Origin of the sequence: Comamonas sp. AG1104 (assembly GCF_003350425.1) — a bacterium.
In the GTDB taxonomy this organism is placed as follows: Bacteria; Pseudomonadota; Gammaproteobacteria; order Burkholderiales; family Burkholderiaceae_C; genus Comamonas; species Comamonas testosteroni.
The window spans coordinates 23,384-38,135 of the sequence record NZ_QQAS01000002.1 but is presented as its reverse complement, the minus strand read 5'-3'; the positions used below and the strand labels follow the sequence as shown (position 1 = coordinate 38,135).

General features: G+C 65.3%; 15 protein-coding genes. 1 reads left to right on the top strand and 14 read right to left on the bottom strand.

Annotation, left to right across the window (positions count from 1 at the left end; genetic code table 11):
• Positions 1 to 147: 147 nt before the first annotated feature.
• Entirely contained in the window at positions 148 to 1,140 is a 993-nt protein-coding gene (locus tag DFO48_RS04855; RefSeq protein ID WP_114862738.1) for a tripartite tricarboxylate transporter substrate binding protein, read from the bottom strand.
• 132 nt (positions 1,141 to 1,272) lie between these two features.
• On the opposite strand from DFO48_RS04855, the gene DFO48_RS04850 reads away from it, so the two are divergent.
• Positions 1,273 to 2,031: an IclR family transcriptional regulator gene (locus DFO48_RS04850; protein WP_003073099.1), complete on the top strand. Its 759-nt coding sequence runs from the start codon at positions 1,273 to 1,275 to the stop codon at positions 2,029 to 2,031.
• Between the two features lie 167 nt (positions 2,032 to 2,198).
• Here DFO48_RS04850 and DFO48_RS04845 read toward each other — a convergent pair whose 3' ends face one another.
• The 13 genes from DFO48_RS04845 to DFO48_RS04785 all read right to left on the bottom strand — a co-directional run bounded on the left by DFO48_RS04845 (position 2,199) and on the right by DFO48_RS04785 (position 14,605).
• On the bottom strand, positions 2,199 to 2,972 hold the full coding sequence (locus DFO48_RS04845; RefSeq protein ID WP_114862737.1) for a glucose 1-dehydrogenase: 774 nt from the start codon (positions 2,970 to 2,972) through the stop codon (positions 2,199 to 2,201).
• A gap of 160 nt (positions 2,973 to 3,132) precedes the next feature.
• The gene (locus tag DFO48_RS04840; protein WP_114862736.1) at positions 3,133 to 3,768 is read right to left on the bottom strand and encodes a DsbA family protein; all 636 of its coding nucleotides are present in this window, start codon (positions 3,766 to 3,768) and stop codon (positions 3,133 to 3,135) included.
• Positions 3,769 to 3,790: 22 nt separating this feature from the next.
• Positions 3,791 to 4,090, bottom strand: a complete 300-nt coding sequence (locus tag DFO48_RS04835; protein ID WP_114862735.1) for a DUF1289 domain-containing protein — start codon at positions 4,088 to 4,090, stop codon at positions 3,791 to 3,793.
• Entirely contained in the window at positions 4,087 to 4,584 is a 498-nt protein-coding gene (locus tag DFO48_RS04830) for a YbaK/EbsC family protein (protein WP_003073107.1), read from the bottom strand. The genes DFO48_RS04835 and DFO48_RS04830 overlap by 4 nt, the downstream gene beginning before the upstream one ends.
• 40 nt (positions 4,585 to 4,624) lie before the next feature.
• Positions 4,625 to 5,689 carry a hypothetical protein gene (locus DFO48_RS04825; protein WP_114862734.1) on the bottom strand — a complete coding sequence of 355 codons (1,065 nt, stop codon included), beginning with the start codon at positions 5,687 to 5,689 and terminating at the stop codon, positions 4,625 to 4,627.
• A gap of 12 nt (positions 5,690 to 5,701) precedes the next feature.
• On the bottom strand, positions 5,702 to 6,256 hold the full coding sequence (locus DFO48_RS04820) for a DUF2799 domain-containing protein (RefSeq protein ID WP_199406953.1): 555 nt from the start codon (positions 6,254 to 6,256) through the stop codon (positions 5,702 to 5,704).
• 67 nt (positions 6,257 to 6,323) lie between these two features.
• The gene (locus DFO48_RS04815; protein ID WP_114862733.1) at positions 6,324 to 7,232 is read right to left on the bottom strand and encodes a hydroxymethylglutaryl-CoA lyase; all 909 of its coding nucleotides are present in this window, start codon (positions 7,230 to 7,232) and stop codon (positions 6,324 to 6,326) included.
• Positions 7,233 to 7,248: 16 nt separating this feature from the next.
• Positions 7,249 to 8,172, bottom strand: a complete 924-nt coding sequence (locus tag DFO48_RS04810) for a glyoxylate/hydroxypyruvate reductase A (protein WP_114862732.1) — start codon at positions 8,170 to 8,172, stop codon at positions 7,249 to 7,251.
• A gap of 178 nt (positions 8,173 to 8,350) precedes the next feature.
• Positions 8,351 to 10,387 (bottom strand): acetyl/propionyl/methylcrotonyl-CoA carboxylase subunit alpha, encoded by a 2,037-nt coding sequence (locus tag DFO48_RS04805; RefSeq protein WP_114862731.1) that lies wholly within the window; start codon positions 10,385 to 10,387, stop codon positions 8,351 to 8,353.
• Between the two features lie 58 nt (positions 10,388 to 10,445).
• Positions 10,446 to 11,198: a DUF4126 domain-containing protein gene (locus tag DFO48_RS04800; protein WP_114862730.1), complete on the bottom strand. Its 753-nt coding sequence runs from the start codon at positions 11,196 to 11,198 to the stop codon at positions 10,446 to 10,448.
• A gap of 61 nt (positions 11,199 to 11,259) precedes the next feature.
• The gene (locus DFO48_RS04795) at positions 11,260 to 12,042 is read right to left on the bottom strand and encodes an enoyl-CoA hydratase/isomerase family protein (RefSeq protein WP_003059063.1); all 783 of its coding nucleotides are present in this window, start codon (positions 12,040 to 12,042) and stop codon (positions 11,260 to 11,262) included.
• On the bottom strand, positions 12,039 to 12,977 hold the full coding sequence (locus tag DFO48_RS04790; RefSeq protein ID WP_003073122.1) for a S9 family peptidase: 939 nt from the start codon (positions 12,975 to 12,977) through the stop codon (positions 12,039 to 12,041). Before DFO48_RS04790 ends, DFO48_RS04795 begins: the two co-directional genes overlap by 4 nt.
• A gap of 20 nt (positions 12,978 to 12,997) precedes the next feature.
• The gene (locus tag DFO48_RS04785; protein WP_114862729.1) at positions 12,998 to 14,605 is read right to left on the bottom strand and encodes a carboxyl transferase domain-containing protein; all 1,608 of its coding nucleotides are present in this window, start codon (positions 14,603 to 14,605) and stop codon (positions 12,998 to 13,000) included.
• Positions 14,606 to 14,752: the final 147 nt, after the last annotated feature.

The following is a 14,752-nucleotide window of genomic DNA, read 5'->3' as shown; positions in this document are numbered from 1 at the left end:
GAAGGAGCACGAGTGGCAGGGCGCACCGCGTCCTGCCCGCAAGGGCACATGCCAGGGATGTGCGTCAGACATATGCGCCAGGCATGGCGCGGCAGGTGTGCTGGGTGGGTGGTTTGTCGGCGCGGTGGCGCGGTGGAGTGATCGGCCTCAGTCCAGGCTGGCGCCCGAGTCCTTGACGATGCGGCCCCAGCGCGGCACCTCGGTGCGCAGCAACTGGGCAAAGGCCTGAGGCGTGCCGCCCAGCACGTCGCCGCCCTCGGAGCGCAGCTTCTCGGCCACATCGGGCTGCTTCAGGGCCAGGTTGATGGCCTTGTTGAGCTGCTGCACGATGGCCTCGGGCGTGCCCGCGGGCGCCAGCACGCCGTACCAGGAGCTGGCCTCGAAGTCCTTGTAGCCGAGCTCGGCCAGCGTGGGCGTGTCGGGCAGCTGGCTGGAGCGCGCCAGCGAGGTCACGACAATGGGCCGCAGCTTGCCGTTGCGCACCTGGCCCAGCAGTGTGGGAATGGCGGACATGTACAGGTCGATCTGTCCGCCCACCAGGTCCGTCATGGCCTGGCCTGCTCCCTTGTAGGGCACATGGCGCAGGCTCATGCCCGAGATCTTCTGGGCCTGCTCGCCCGCCAGATGGGCCACGGTGCCGTTACCCGAATAGCCCAGGGTGATGCCGTCGGGCCTGGCCTTGGCCGCCGTCACCAGCTCGGCAAAGGTCTTGTAGGGCGTGTTGGCAGGAGCGGCCATGACGATGGGCGCAGAGGACACCAGGACCACGGGCGCCAGGCTCCTGATCGGGTCGTAGGGCAGCTTGGCGTAGAGCCAGGGGTTGATGGCGAGATTGCTGGTCTGGCCCATGACCAGGGTGTAGCCATCGGGCGCGGCCTTGGCCGCAGCGTCCACGCCCAGGTTGCCGCCGGCGCCGGGGCGGTTGTCCACCACCACGCTCCACTTGTTCTGCTCGGCCATCTTCTGGGCCACGGTGCGCGCAATCATGTCCGTGCCGCCGCCGGGCGGGAACGGCACGATCAGGCGGATCGGCTTGGCCGGATAGGCGGGCTGCGCCAGCGCGCCAGCGAAGGGGGTGACTACGGCCACGAAGCCGAGCACGGCAGCATGCAGGGCGCGCGAAAGCGGGCGAAAGTTCATCTGTTGTCTCCTGTTGGTCGCTTTGAAGCGTGTTCTGATGCGTGCGGCCGGAATCCCCAACCGCTGGAGGCGACTTTAGGCAAACGTTTCAGCCCATACAATGCTGTTTCGCACAATGAAACGCATTGCACCATGAGCAACCCCACCCAATCCGCACAGAAGACCGGCGACGGCGTCATTGCCGTCACCCGCGCACTGCAGCTGCTCGAGGCCTTTGCGCTGGGCGAATCGCATCTTTCTCTGGCCGAACTCAGCCGGCGCTGCGGCCTGCACAAGACCACGGTGCTGCGGCTGGCGCGCACGCTGGCCCGGTCGGGCTACATGGTGCAGCGCGAGGACGGGGAATGGCGGCTGGGCCCTTCCTCGGGCTGGCTGGGCGCGCGCTACCAGGCGGGCTTCGATGTGCAGAACGTGCTGGAGCCCGCGCTGCGCGAGCTCACCCAGCTCAGCGGCGAAAGCGCCGCCTTCTACGTGCGCGAGGGCCATGTGCGTACCTGCCTGGTACGCGTGGAAGGGCCGCAGGCCCTGCGCCACCATGCGCGCATGGGCGAGGGCTTGCCTCTGGACAAGGGCTCGCCGGGCCGCGTCATCCTGGCGTTCTCGGGCGAGCCCGGCGAGATCTACGAGCAGATCCGCCAAAAAGGCTACCACTGCTCCATCGGCGAGCGCGAGCTGGGTGTGGCTACGGTCTCGGCGCCAGTGTTCGGCATGCACTGGCGGCTCATGGGATCGGTCTGCATCTCGGGCCCTGCATCGCGCCTGCCCGAGGCCAGACTCGAAGCCCTGGCCCGGACCGTGATCGCCGCAGCCAACAAGCTGTCCTATGCGCTGGCCGGCAACTCCGCCACGCCGGCCGCCAGCCCTGTGCGCGCCACGCAGTGGCATCCCTGAAGGCAGAAAACCGGCCCCGAGAGGATTCATTCTTGTCGGAATGAAGATTCAAAAACAATAGCTTTTACCGCTTATTGGAATTGAATTTCAGATATTTTTATATCTGAGTTACTTATCCATCAATCGATAGAAGCTATCTTTTTATGCAATGGATGCGCTCGGTGAGCTCAGCGCGCCCAGGCGCAGCCGCCGTCCACAACCAGGGTGGAGCCCACCACATAGTCGCCGGCGCGCGAGGCCAGGAAGATGGCGGCGCCGGCCATATCCTCGGGCTCGCCGATACGGCCCAGAGGCACGCGCCCCGCGGCCTCGTCCGCATGGTCGCGCGCGTCCTTGTTCATCTCCGAGGCGAACGGACCGGGCGCGATGGCGCTGACCACGATGCGCTCAGGCGCCAGGCGCAGGGCCATGCGCTTGGTCAGGTGGATCAGGCCGGCCTTGCTGGCCGCGTAGGAGTAGGTCTCCCAGGGGTTGACCGAGACGCCGTCAATGGAGGCAATGTTGATGACCTTGGCCAGCTGCGCGCCCGCGGCCGACTTGCGCAGCATGGGCGTGAGCGCCTGGGTCAGGAAGAAGGGCGACTTCATGTTCAGGTCCACGACCTTGTCCCAGCCGCTTTCGGGAAATTCGTCATAGGGCGCGCCCCAGGCCGCGCCCGCGTTGTTGACGAGGATGCCCAGCTCGCCTTCGTGCGCCGCATAGGCATCGACCAGCGACTTCACGCCGTCCGTGGTGGACACGTCGGCGGGCAGCGAAACGCAGTGGCCCAGCTGCGACAGCTCGCGCGCCGTCTGGTCGCAGGCCTCGGCCTTGCGCGCCGAGATGTACACGCGCGCACCCTGGCGCACAAAGCCTTCGGCGATCATGCGGCCGATGCCGCGCGAACCACCGGTGACAAGAGCCGTGCGGCCCTTGAGCGAAAACATCTGCTGGGTATCCATGGTGCGGTCTCCTTGATGGCCATAAAAAACCGCTCCAGCTTATGCAAGGCCTGCCACGCCCGGCGTCGCCTAGGCGCCATGGCCGATGCCAGGGAGAAAGCACCGTCCTGCGTGTCGATCCCGGCTCCGGCTCCACACCTGCCGCCCTACACCTGCCGCCCTACTCCAGCCCCGAGGGCACGCCGGCCGCGGCCTCCCACTGCTGCGCAAACCAGTCGTCGCCACGCAGATAGGCCTGCAGCATGGGCAGGCCGTCCAGGCCCCAGAACACATGGCCGTCCACCACCCAGGCCGGCACGCCGAATACGCCGGCCTGCTGCGCCTGCTCCGTATTGCTGCGCAGCCATTGCTTGACCTCGGCACCGTCCTCCTCATGGCGCAGCTGCTCCTTCAACTTCTCGCGCAGCTCCTGCAGGCGCTGCGCATCATTGGCCTCATGGCCGCCCTGCCAGACATGCTGCATCACCGCCTGCGCCACAAAGCGGTTGATGCTGCCTTCACGTCCATGGGCCAGCGCCAGCCGCAGCAGCGGCAACGGCTTGAACGGATGCCGGGCCGGCATCTGCAACTCCACGCCCAGCGCATGGCCGAGCCAGCTCACATGTCTGTAGGTCCACAGTCTCTTGGCCGGAATCCCGGCCGGTCCGGGGTTGGCATTGCCTTGCAGCAAGGCCCCCAGCAGCACCGGGCGGTAATCCACGTGATAGCTGAGCCCTTGCAGCGCCTTGGGCATCTGCTCCAGCGCCAGCCATGCATAGGGCGACACAAAGTCCAGATAACAGGTGATGTGCTTCATGTCGACTCTCCTCAAAGGGTGATCAGATCTCGGCTTTGCGCGGGTCCTCGAGACCTGCACGCTGCAGCAGCTGGCTCCAGATCTGCAGACGCAGCTCGGCATCGCCCTTGGACCAGGCGCGAATCTCGTCAATGGTTCTGAAGCAGCCCTGGCAATGGCTGCGGTCCTGCGTCATGCGGCAGACGTTGATGCAGGGCGAAGCCACGGGCTGGTCGGCCTCGGCCCAGACCAGGGCCACCTCGGCCTTGGCAGCCAGTTGCGCCAGCTGCTGAGCCTGCTGAGCCTGCTGAGCCTGCTGTTCCTGAAGAAGTTCGGTACTCATGCCTGCTCCACCACGTCCGACCAGGGGGCGGCAGTCAGCGCCTGCAGCTGTGCAGGCGATGCGGGAAACACACCGTGCGGATGGCCTGCTGCGGCCCACACGGTCTCGAAGCGTTGCAGCTCGGCATCCATCAAGGTGACGACCTTGGTGGCATGGGCCACGGGGCTGACGCCGCCGATCGAAAAGCCGGTGCTGGACTTGACGAAATCCGCGTCGGCGCGGCCGACCTTGCCCACCAGTTGCGTCACTTTCGTTTCATCGACCCGCTTGTCGCCCGAGGTCACGACCAGCACGGCCGCGCCATCGCTCCTGCGCTTGAAGATGATGCTCTTGGCCACCTGCCCGACCAGAATGCTGAGCTGATCGGCCGCCTCCTGTGCAGTGCGGGCCGCGCCATCCAGCATCTGCGGCGCATGCGGATGACCGGCATCCTGCAAAAAGCGGCTGACGCGCTGCACGCCTTCAGGCAGCGCGTGAAGTTCTGATCCACACATACAAACTCTCGAAGAAAGAGCGCCCACCGCGCCCCGTGCATCAAGTGTACTGAGTGATGAAGGCGCTGCACGCGCAAGGCGTACAGGCAAAGCCGTAAAGCATGCCGCCGCTGCCCCAGTAATGAGCGTCCGCACCATCAGCCTGCGGAATCTGAGAATCCAGCTGCAGCACAAAGCGCATGCTCTGGCCGCAGCAGGTGCACAGCGGCTGCCAGGGCGATTGAATCCACGCAGGCTCGCCCCCCACGCGGTACAGATTCTCGCGGCCGTTGGACTGGCCCCAATCCTGGCGCTGCCAGCGTGCGGGCGTTTCTGCCAGTGCCACCTCGGTAGCGCGCAAAGGCCCGTACTCCCAGTCCGGCTCCTGCAGCTGACCATCTGCGGCCGCGTTCAGGCAATGCGCCTGGCCTGCTTCATCGTGGCGGTAATGCAGCTCGCCCACGCCGCTTTCCATGCAGGACAGGCATAGCTGCAGATGCACGGTTTGGTCAGCAGGCTGATCGCTGCCAAATACCTTGCCGGCCAGCAAGCTGATCAGGTGCTGCAGCGGCTCGCCGCAATGCTGGCAGTTGCCTGCGCCCGCGCCGCCAAAGCGATAGCGTTCAGGGCTGTGCTGCAGATTCCAGCTGGGGTGCCAGTGCCGGGGAATCCAGGCAATTGCGTGATCCAGATAGCGCGCAGGGAATATCAAATGCATAGCTGCTTGCACACTCTGCACCTGAGCTTCAGCCTCAAACCGCTCGACATCGCAATCCAGCTCTGCAAGGGGCGCGATCAAAGGCTTGATGAGTTCGGGCTGTTGATAGCTGGCGGCTTCCAGCACCGTGCGCTCTGCCTCGCTCATGCTGCCGCGCGCCTGGGCCGATTGCAGGGCTGCGGCCACCAGCGCCGGCCAGTCGTCGTCGGCCAGCCAGGACAACGTGTCGTGCAGAGTCACATGCCAGCGCGTATTACCCGCCAGCAGCGCCTGCGCCAGTTGCTTGACCTCGGCCGCTGGCGCCCGCTGCAGCCAGGGCATGAGTGCGCGCGAGATCGGCTCCAGCTGCACGGCCTTGACGGATTCGTCGACATCCAGTGCCGCAATGAAATCTGCTGCTGTCTGCATCTGCGGCTGCGCTTACTTGGGCGGCATCTGCGCGAGCTTGAAGCGCAGTTGCAGCAACTCGATATTCAGATCACGCAAGTCTTTCTCCACATAAGCAATATGACTGGAGCTGTTCTTGGCACTGCGTGCTTCGCGCAGCTCTTTTTTCTTCATGTCGATGCGTCGCAGCAACTGGGCCATTTCTTCCTGCATGTCCAGCCGCTCGCGCACCGGGCCATAGCCCTGCAAAAAGGCAGGCTCCACCTGCGCTGGGCAGTAGCCATACTGGTATTTGCGGCCCGTCTCGGCAAAAGCCTTGCCGCTTTCAGCCGTGCAAAAACCCCGCAGTCCCTGCTGCCAGCCCTGCTGATAGGCCCGCACATCCATCTGCACGCCGTTGTCCTTGCAGGTACGGAAATGGCGCTTGGCCCGGGTGGTGATGTCCTGCTTGCCATCCATGGCGTCCAACTGGCCCAGATAGGCCCAGTCCGTATCCTTGCACTCCTGGGCATCCATGCCGGCGCAGCCGCCCAGCAGGGCAACTGCCGCCAGACACAGGGCCAGCGAAAAACGTGATCTTGCTTGCATGGCGGCGATGGTAACAACGCCCGTGCCTGCCCTGCCCGTTCCGGGCCGGGTTTGGCCAGGCCCGGCCTCAACCCGCGCGCTTGGTCAGCAAGGCCTTGGCCACGCGCGACTGCGTGGGGCGGCCCAGGTGCTCGCTGATGAACTGGCCCGCGTCGATCAGCTTGTCGAGGTCGATGCCGGTCTCTATGCCCATGCCCTGCAACAGATAGACCACGTCTTCGGTGGCCACATTGCCCGTGGCGCCCTTGGCATAGGGGCAGCCGCCCAGACCCGCAACCGAGGACTGGAAGTTCCAGACCCCCAGATCCAGCGCCGCCAGCGTGTTGCTCAGGGCCTGGCCGTAGGTATCGTGGAAATGGCCGGACACCTGGTCGAGATCGAAGTGCGCCAGCGTGGCTTCCAGCGCCTTTTGCACCTTGACGGGCGTGCCCACGCCGATGGTGTCGGCCACGTCCACGCGCTGCACGCCGATGTTCTTCATCAGCCCGGCCAGGTAGCCCACCTTCTCGGGCGCGATCTCGCCTTCGTAGGGGCAGCCCACTGTGCAGCTCATGGCGCCGCGCACGGCAATGCCGGCCTCAAGCGCCGCCTGCACCACGGGCGCAAAGCGCTCAATGCTCTCGGCAATCGAGCAGTTGATGTTGCGCTGGCTGAAAGCCTCGCTGGCCGCGCCGAACACCACGATCTCGTCAGGCTTGCGGGCCAGCGCGGCTTCAAAGCCCTTGAGATTCGGCGTGAGCACCGAATACAGCACCCCGGCTTTGCGCGCGATGCCCGCCATCACCTCGGCGTTGTCTGCCATCTGCGGCACCCATTTGGGCGACACATAGCTGGTGACCTCGATTTCCTTGAGGCCGGCGTCCTGCAGGCGCTGCACCAGCTCGATCTTGACGGCGGCAGGCACAGGCTGCTTTTCGTTCTGCAGGCCGTCGCGCGGGCCCACATCGATGATCTTGACGCGTGCGGGGTATTTCATTCTTGTCTCCTTGCTATCAATAACCCTTACTCAGATCGACTCGACCTGTGACGGGCTCGCCCCGGCTCATGGCGGCGACCTTGCCCACGATCTGGGCAATGCTGTCCGCCGCCAACGTACGGGCCGAGGTATGGGGGGTGAGGATGATTCTGGACTGCTTCCAGAACGGGTGATTCTCGGGCAGCGGCTCCTCGCGGAACACGTCCAGCATGGCGCCGCTGACATGGCCGGACTCAATCTGCGCAATCAGGTCGGCATCGACCACATGGCCGCCGCGCCCCACGTTGATCACATAGGCGCCGGGCTGCAGCAGCGCCAGCGTGCGGGCGTTGATGATGTCGCGGGTTTCGTCGTGCAGAGGCAGCAGATTGACCAGAATGCGCGTCTCGGACAGAAAGCGGTCCAGACTGTCCATGCCGCTGAAGCATTTGACGCCCTGCAGCTCGCGCGGCGAGCGGCTCCAGCCATTGACCTTGAAATCAAACACCGTCAGCGCCCTGGCCACGCGCTCGCCCATCTTGCCCAGGCCCATCACGCCCACGGGATAGTCCACCCGCCTGGGGTTGCGCTGGTGCTGCCACAGGCCTTGCGCCATATCGGCCTCGTACTGATCAAGGCCACGAAAGAAGCGGATCACGGCCTGGGCCACATACTCGGCCATCTGCACGGCCATGCCCGCATCTTCGAGGCGGTAGACGGGCAGCGCGGCGGGAATGCGCAGCGGCAGCAAGGCATCCACGCCCGCGCCGATGTTGAACATGGCCTTCAGGCCGGCCGCCTGCTCGTCGAGGAACTGCTGGGGCGGCGCCCAGACCAGTGCGTAGTCGGCCTGGGGCGCGCCCGGCTCCCAGATGGCAATCTCCGCGCCCGGCAGCGCGTCATGCAAACCTTTGAGCCAGGGTTCCGGCCGCGTATCGTCACAGCAAAATAAGACTTTCATGGATGCCAAGCCTAACGCTTTGCCATGCCCGCTGCAGACGCGAATGGCAAATGGACCGCTATCAAAAAAGAAGCTTCTTGCGCCTTACCTGTCTTGATTTCATCATTGAAAGTTACTGAATTCATGGATGGTCGGGCGCAAGCCGCTCATTTTGTTAAACAGTTCAACCCTGGCCGGATCAGGCGGCCACCTCGATGCGCAGCAGCTCGGCGCCTTCGCTGACCTGGTCGCCAGGCACATACAGCAGCTCCAGCACCACGCCATCACCGGGGGCGGCAATCGTGTGCTCCATCTTCATGGCTTCCATCACCGCCAGCGGCTGGCCCTTGCTGACCTTGTCGCCGGCCTTGACCGTGAACGACACCACCTTGCCCGGCATGGGCGCCGTCAGGCGGCCGCCTTCATGGCCGGTATCGCCGGCGTGCGCCAGCTGGTCGACCACGGTGATCTGGGTGCTGCCCGCCTCGGTGAAGATGGACAGCTGGTCGCCCTGTGCATGGACCACGACCACCGTGCGCTTGCCGTCCAGACCCAGTTCCAGCCGCCCGTCGGCCAATGCGCGCCACTGCAGCGCGGCATCGCTGCGGCTCTCGCCCTCGCCAATGCCGAGCTGATAGGTCTGCGCCGCCTGCGTGCCGCGGCCATAGGCCAGGCCGGCCGTGAAGTCCTCGCCGCGGTAGGCAAAGCCGAAGGAGCGCACATAGCGACCCGACATGCGCCAGCCGTCGCGGCGGCTGAAGGGGTCGACGCCCTGGCCTGCCTGCTCGCCCTGCAGTTGCCAGGCCATGGCGGCGGCAACGGCGAGGTCGCGACCCACGAAATCCTTGCCGAACAAGGCCTCGCGCTCGCGCTCGATCAGCGCGGTATCAAGCAGGGCATTGGAGAAAGCCTGGCTCTTCACCACCTGGCGCAGAAACTGCACATTGGTCGTCAGGCCCACGATATGGGTCTGGGCCAGCGCCGCGTCCAGACGCGCCAGCGCCTGGGCGCGGTCCTCGCCATGGACGATGAGCTTGGCGATCATGGAGTCGTAGAAGGGGCTGATCGCATCCCCCTCGCGCACGCCGTCGTCCACGCGCACGTCGCTGATCTCGAAGCTGCTGCACACGGGCTTGCGATAGACGGCCAGATGGCCGGTAGCAGGCAGGAAGTTGTTCTCGGGGTTCTCGGCGCAGATGCGCGCCTCGATGGCATGCCCCAGAATACGGAGCTCCGACTGCGCCTTGGGCAAAGGCAGCCCCGAAGCCACCAGCAGCTGCCACCGCACCAGATCCTCGCCGGTGATGGCTTCGGTCACGGGGTGCTCCACCTGCAACCGGGTGTTCATTTCCATGAAGTAGAACTTCATGGCTTCGGGCTGGTCGTAGCCGCCGGGCTGCTCGACGATGAATTCCACCGTGCCCGCGCCCACATAGTTCACGGCCTTGGCGGCGGCCACGGCGGCCTCGCCCATCTTCTGGCGCAGCGCGGCAGTCATGCCCGGCGCCGGCGCTTCCTCGAGCACCTTCTGGTGGCGGCGCTGCACCGAGCAGTCGCGCTCGAACAGATAGACGCAGTTGCCCTGTGTATCGCCAAACACCTGAATCTCGATATGGCGCGGGCGCAGCACGTACTTCTCGATCAGCACGGCATCGTTGCCGAAGCTGTTGATGGCCTCGCGCTTGCAGGACTCCAGCGAGGCTGCAAAGTCCTCGCTCTTTTCCACCAGGCGCATGCCCTTGCCGCCGCCGCCCGCGCTGGCCTTGATGAGCACGGGATAGCCGATGCGATCGGCCTCCTTGTGCAGCATGGCAGGGTCCTGTCCTGCGCCGTGGTAGCCGGGCACCAGCGGCACGCCGGCCTTTTCCATCAGCTGCTTGGACTCGGCCTTGAGACCCATGGCGCGAATCGCGCTGGCGGGCGGGCCGATGAAGACCAGGCCGGCCGCTGCGCAGGCGTTGGCAAAGTCCTCGTTCTCGGAGAGAAAGCCATAGCCGGGGTGAATGGCTTCGGCCCCCGTGGCCTGGGCGGCCTCCAGAATGCGCTCCCAGCGCAGATAGCTGTCCTTGGGCGCGCTGCCGCCGATGTGCACGGCCTCGTCGCAGGCCGCGACATGCTTGGCCCGAGCATCGGCATCGGAATACACAGCCACGGTCTTCACACCCATGCGACGGGCGGTGGCGGCCACACGGCAGGCGATTTCACCGCGATTGGCAATCAGAATTTTCTTGAACATATCGTCTCCGTTTATCGGTCAAATCACCACTCAGCGCATATCCATCAAACGCAAGCAGCTATGTTTTTTGCAATGGATCCTGCGCATCGCCAGTGCCGCGCAGGCGTCGAAAAATCGCCTTGAGAAAGCGCCAAAGCGCCCAGATCACCAGCCACATCGCAATCACCACGACCAGCAGCACGGCGGCAAACACCAGCGGGTTGGTCAGCGCCAGCCAGATGGCGCCCAGCGACACCGTGTCCTCAGCCAGACTGGCTCCCACGTTGGAGAACGGTTCGGGCGAGGTGTTGATGAGGGCACGCGTGGTGGTCTTGGCCGCCTGGCTGGTCGCGGCCAGCGTTCCGCCCATCAAGGCGGCAGCCATGGCCATGGTGGTGCTGTCGGCAGCAAAGACCGAGGCCGCCAGCGCCGCCCCGGCGGGAATGCGCAGCACGCTCTGGAACAGGTCCCAGACCGAATCGACCACGGGAATCTTGTCGGCAAAGAACTCCACGAACAGCAGACCGCCGCTGATGACCAGCACCATGGGGTGCTGCAGCACATGCAGACCACCGGGCAGCGGCATCAGACCACTTGCACCCAGCAGGCCCACGGCGAACACCACGGCATACAGGCGAAAGCCGCTGGCCCAGCCCAGAGCCGCGGCCAGCGCAAGCATCGAGGCCATGTCCATCTGCCCCACGGCCTGCCCGGCCCTGGCGGCCACATCCCCGACCTGGCCAGCAGCATCGCCCACGGCCCTGGCCGTTTCGGGGTCGATATGCAGGCCGATGCGGTGCAGCCAGTCGATGATGGTTTGCCAGATATCCATGGTGTTCATTCCCTATGTCTCGCCCGGACTCTAAAGCGCCCCGGACACAAGGTTTGTCATCTCATCCGGGCAGCCAGTTGGGTTTGCGCTTGTTGAGAAAAGCCTGCACGCCTTCCTTGCCTTCGCTGCTGGCGCGGATGGTGGCAATGGACTCCACGGTCGCCGCAATCAGCTGCTCGCTGATCTCGCGCTCGGCCATGTCCAGGACCAGGCGCTTGCAGGCCCGCACAGCGGCGGGGCCAGCGCTCAGCAAATGCTTGAGCCAGCCGTCGACCACAGCATCCAGCCCGTCGGCATCGACCACCTCATGCACATAGCCGATGCGATGCGCCTCCTGCGCCGAAAAGCGCTCGCCCGTGAGAAAGTAGCGGTGCGCGGCCCTGGCACCCATGGCGCGGATCACATAGGGGCTGATGGTGGCGGGAATCAGGCCGATCTTGACCTCGCTGAGGCAAAAGCCCGCCGTGTCGGCCGCCACCGCCATATCGCAGCAGGCCACCAGGCCCATGCCGCCCGCATAGACATCGCCCTGCACACGCGCAATCGTGGGTTTGGGGCATTCGTAGATGACGCGCAGCATCTCGGCCAGCAGGCCCGCATCGACGCGGTTTTCGTCGCGCGAGTAATCAGCCATGCGGCGCATCCAGTTCAGGTCCGCGCCCGCGCAGAATGCGGGTCCTTCGGCGGCCAGCACCACGGCGCGCACATCGGCACGCTCGCCGACCTGGAGGAAGGCGGCGGTGATCTCGGCAATCGCCGCATCGCTGAAGGCGTTGCGAATGGCGGGCTGAGCCAGCGTGACGCGGGCGATGCCGCCGTCCACGGTCAAAGTCAAAGCAGTCATGGCTTGTCTCCCAGTGAGTTAGGGCTTTGCAGTTGCGCAGCCGCCGTACCCGGCAGCTGCAGCATCAGGAATTCACGGACCTGCGGCAACCATTGCCCGATATTGGCGGCCCGGTCAAAGAACTGGTGTCCCTCCGCGCCGCTGGATGGAGCAAACACCAGTTTCAGGTTCTGGCCTGCGGCCAGATAGCTTTGCGCCATCTTGCGCACCAGCGGCGGGCGAAAGTAGCTATCGTTCTCGGCATAGATCCACAGCTGGGGCACACGACTGGTGGCCGCAAAGCCGGCCACGGTCTTGAGCAGTTGCGCCTCGCCGCAAACCGCGGCTTTCTCGCGCATCTGCGGCTGTGAGCCCCGGCCGCCAGCAAAGTTGACGACGCCGCGCAAGCCCGCGGGCTGCTGCGCCGCCAGAGCCAGCGACGCAAAGCCGCCGGCAGACTTGCCCAGCAGCAGCACATGCGAGCCATCGACATAGGGCAGCTTTTGCCCGTAAGTCATGATGGCCGCCACATCGCGCGCTGCTTCCTGGGCCGCATGGGCGTAATCGGGGGCATCACAGCTGCCGTAGCGATCGGCCAGAGGGCCGTCCGATGCGCCATAGCCGCGGCGCAAGCCCGTCACCACCACATAGCCCAGCTCGGCCAGAGCGCGTGCCTGAGGACCGTAGCGATCGGTCATGGTTTCGCGCGCCTCTTTGCCGCTGGGTGTGCCATGGCTGAGCACGATCAGCCCCCAAGGACCCTGCCCATGAGGACGATAGACATGGCCTGCCAACTCGGCACTGTGCGCGGGCGAATCGCCGCTCGCTGGCACCCAGACCGGAATGCGCGCATCGAACTGCTGCACTTCGGCCCTGGCCTGCTCCATCATGGGCATGGCCAGCGCAGCCGACAGCAGGACTGGCGGCAAGCAGGTGAGGAAATGGCGACGCGACATGATTGGCAGCCTCTGCCCGCTTACATGCGGAATACGCCGAAGCGCGTGTCTTCAATCGGCGCATTGCGCGCGGCAGCCAGGCCCAGGGCCAGCACGCGGCGTGTGTCGGCGGGATCGATCACGCCGTCGTCCCACAGACGCGCCGTCGCGTAATAGGGATGGCCCTGGTCTTCATATTGCTGGCGGATGGGCGCCTTGAAGCGCTCCTCTTCTTCGGCACTCCAGCTGCCTCCCTTGGCTTCGATGCCGTCGCGCTTGACGGTGGCCAGCACGCTGGCCGCCTGCTCGCCGCCCATGACGCTGATGCGCGCGTTGGGCCACATCCAGAGGAAACGGGGCGAATAGGCGCGGCCGCACATGCCGTAGTTGCCCGCGCCAAAGCTGCCGCCGATGATGATGGTGAACTTGGGCACCGCTGCCGTGGCCACGGCCGTGACCAGCTTGGCGCCGTGGCGGGCAATGCCTTCGTTCTCGTATTTGCGGCCCACCATAAAGCCCGTGATGTTCTGCAGGAACACCAACGGAGTCTTGCGCTGGCAGCACAGCTCGATGAAGTGTGCGCCCTTGACGGCCGACTCGGAAAACAGAATGCCGTTGTTGGCGATGATGCCGACCTGCATGCCCTCGATGCGCGCAAAGCCGCAGACCAGGGTGTTGCCGAAGCGGGCCTTGAACTCGTCGAACTGGCTGCCGTCCACGATGCGGGCAATGATCTCGCGCACATCGAAAGGCTTGCGCGTATCGACGGGAATCACGCCATACAGCTCTTCGCTCTCGAAGAGAGGTGCGGCCGGCGCATGGTCGGTCAGCGACTGGGGCTTGCCCTTGTTCAGGTTCGCCACCGCCTGGCGTGCCAGCGCCAGCGCATGCAGATCGTTCTCGGCCAGATGGTCGGCCACGCCCGACAGGCGCGTGTGCACATCGCCGCCGCCCAGATCCTCGGCACTGACCACCTCGCCGGTGGCAGCCTTAACCAGAGGAGGGCCGCCCAGAAAGATGGTGCCCTGGTTCTTGACGATGATGGACTCGTCGCTCATGGCCGGCACATAAGCGCCGCCTGCCGTGCACGAACCCATGACCACGGCAATCTGGGCAATGCCCTGCGCGCTCATATTGGCCTGGTTGTAGAAGATGCGGCCGAAGTGCTCGCGGTCGGGGAAGACCTCGTCCTGATTGGGCAGGTTGGCACCGCCCGAGTCCACCAGATAGATGCAGGGCAGACGGTTCTGTGCGGCCACTTCCTGGGCGCGCAGATGCTTTTTCACCGTCATCGGGTAGTAGGTTCCGCCCTTCACGGTGGCGTCGTTGCAGACGATCATGCAGTCCACGCCGCTGACGCGGCCCACGCCGACAATCACGCCGGCGCCGGGCGCATCGTTGTTGTACATATTGAGCGCGGCCAGCGGCGACAGTTCCAGAAACGGCGTGCCGGGGTCCAGCAGCCGCTGCACGCGCTCTCGCGGCAGCAGCTTGCCGCGCGCCACATGCTTGGCGCGTGCCGCCTCATTGCCGCCCAGTGCGTTCTGATCGCAGCGTGCGTGCAGCTCATTGACCAGCGCCTGCATGGCGGCAGCGTTGGCCAGGAAATCTGCCGAACGCGGATTCAGTTGTGTACCCAGAATGCTCATCGCTTGCCCTTAAAAAATGATTGCCCCTGAGCGGCTGCGCCGCTTCCCCCTAGGGGGACGACGGCCTCGCGTCGGGGCGGCCCTTGCCGGCCGTCCCGTGCTTGGCACACGCCTGTTTCATGGGTTGCGGCTCGTACTTTGCCGCTT

Coding starts and splice junctions, on each gene's coding strand:
- DFO48_RS04800 (WP_114862730.1), bottom strand. CDS start 11,198: ATGGATATCTGGCAAACCATCATCGACTGGCTGCACCGCATCGGCCTG.
- DFO48_RS04815 (WP_114862733.1), bottom strand. CDS start 7,232: ATGAAATACCCCGCACGCGTCAAGATCATCGATGTGGGCCCGCGCGAC.
- DFO48_RS04855 (WP_114862738.1), bottom strand. CDS start 1,140: ATGAACTTTCGCCCGCTTTCGCGCGCCCTGCATGCTGCCGTGCTCGGC.
- DFO48_RS04790 (WP_003073122.1), bottom strand. CDS start 12,977: ATGTCGCGTCGCCATTTCCTCACCTGCTTGCCGCCAGTCCTGCTGTCG.
- DFO48_RS04785 (WP_114862729.1), bottom strand. CDS start 14,605: ATGAGCATTCTGGGTACACAACTGAATCCGCGTTCGGCAGATTTCCTG.
- DFO48_RS04845 (WP_114862737.1), bottom strand. CDS start 2,972: ATGGATACCCAGCAGATGTTTTCGCTCAAGGGCCGCACGGCTCTTGTC.
- DFO48_RS04805 (WP_114862731.1), bottom strand. CDS start 10,387: ATGTTCAAGAAAATTCTGATTGCCAATCGCGGTGAAATCGCCTGCCGT.
- DFO48_RS04795 (WP_003059063.1), bottom strand. CDS start 12,042: ATGACTGCTTTGACTTTGACCGTGGACGGCGGCATCGCCCGCGTCACG.
- DFO48_RS04810 (WP_114862732.1), bottom strand. CDS start 8,172: ATGAAAGTCTTATTTTGCTGTGACGATACGCGGCCGGAACCCTGGCTC.
- DFO48_RS04825 (WP_114862734.1), bottom strand. CDS start 5,689: ATGCAGACAGCAGCAGATTTCATTGCGGCACTGGATGTCGACGAATCC.
- DFO48_RS04820 (WP_199406953.1), bottom strand. CDS start 6,256: ATGCAAGCAAGATCACGTTTTTCGCTGGCCCTGTGTCTGGCGGCAGTT.
- DFO48_RS04830 (WP_003073107.1), bottom strand. CDS start 4,584: ATGTGTGGATCAGAACTTCACGCGCTGCCTGAAGGCGTGCAGCGCGTC.
- DFO48_RS04835 (WP_114862735.1), bottom strand. CDS start 4,090: ATGAGTACCGAACTTCTTCAGGAACAGCAGGCTCAGCAGGCTCAGCAG.
- DFO48_RS04840 (WP_114862736.1), bottom strand. CDS start 3,768: ATGAAGCACATCACCTGTTATCTGGACTTTGTGTCGCCCTATGCATGG.
- DFO48_RS04850 (WP_003073099.1), top strand. CDS start 1,273: ATGAGCAACCCCACCCAATCCGCACAGAAGACCGGCGACGGCGTCATT.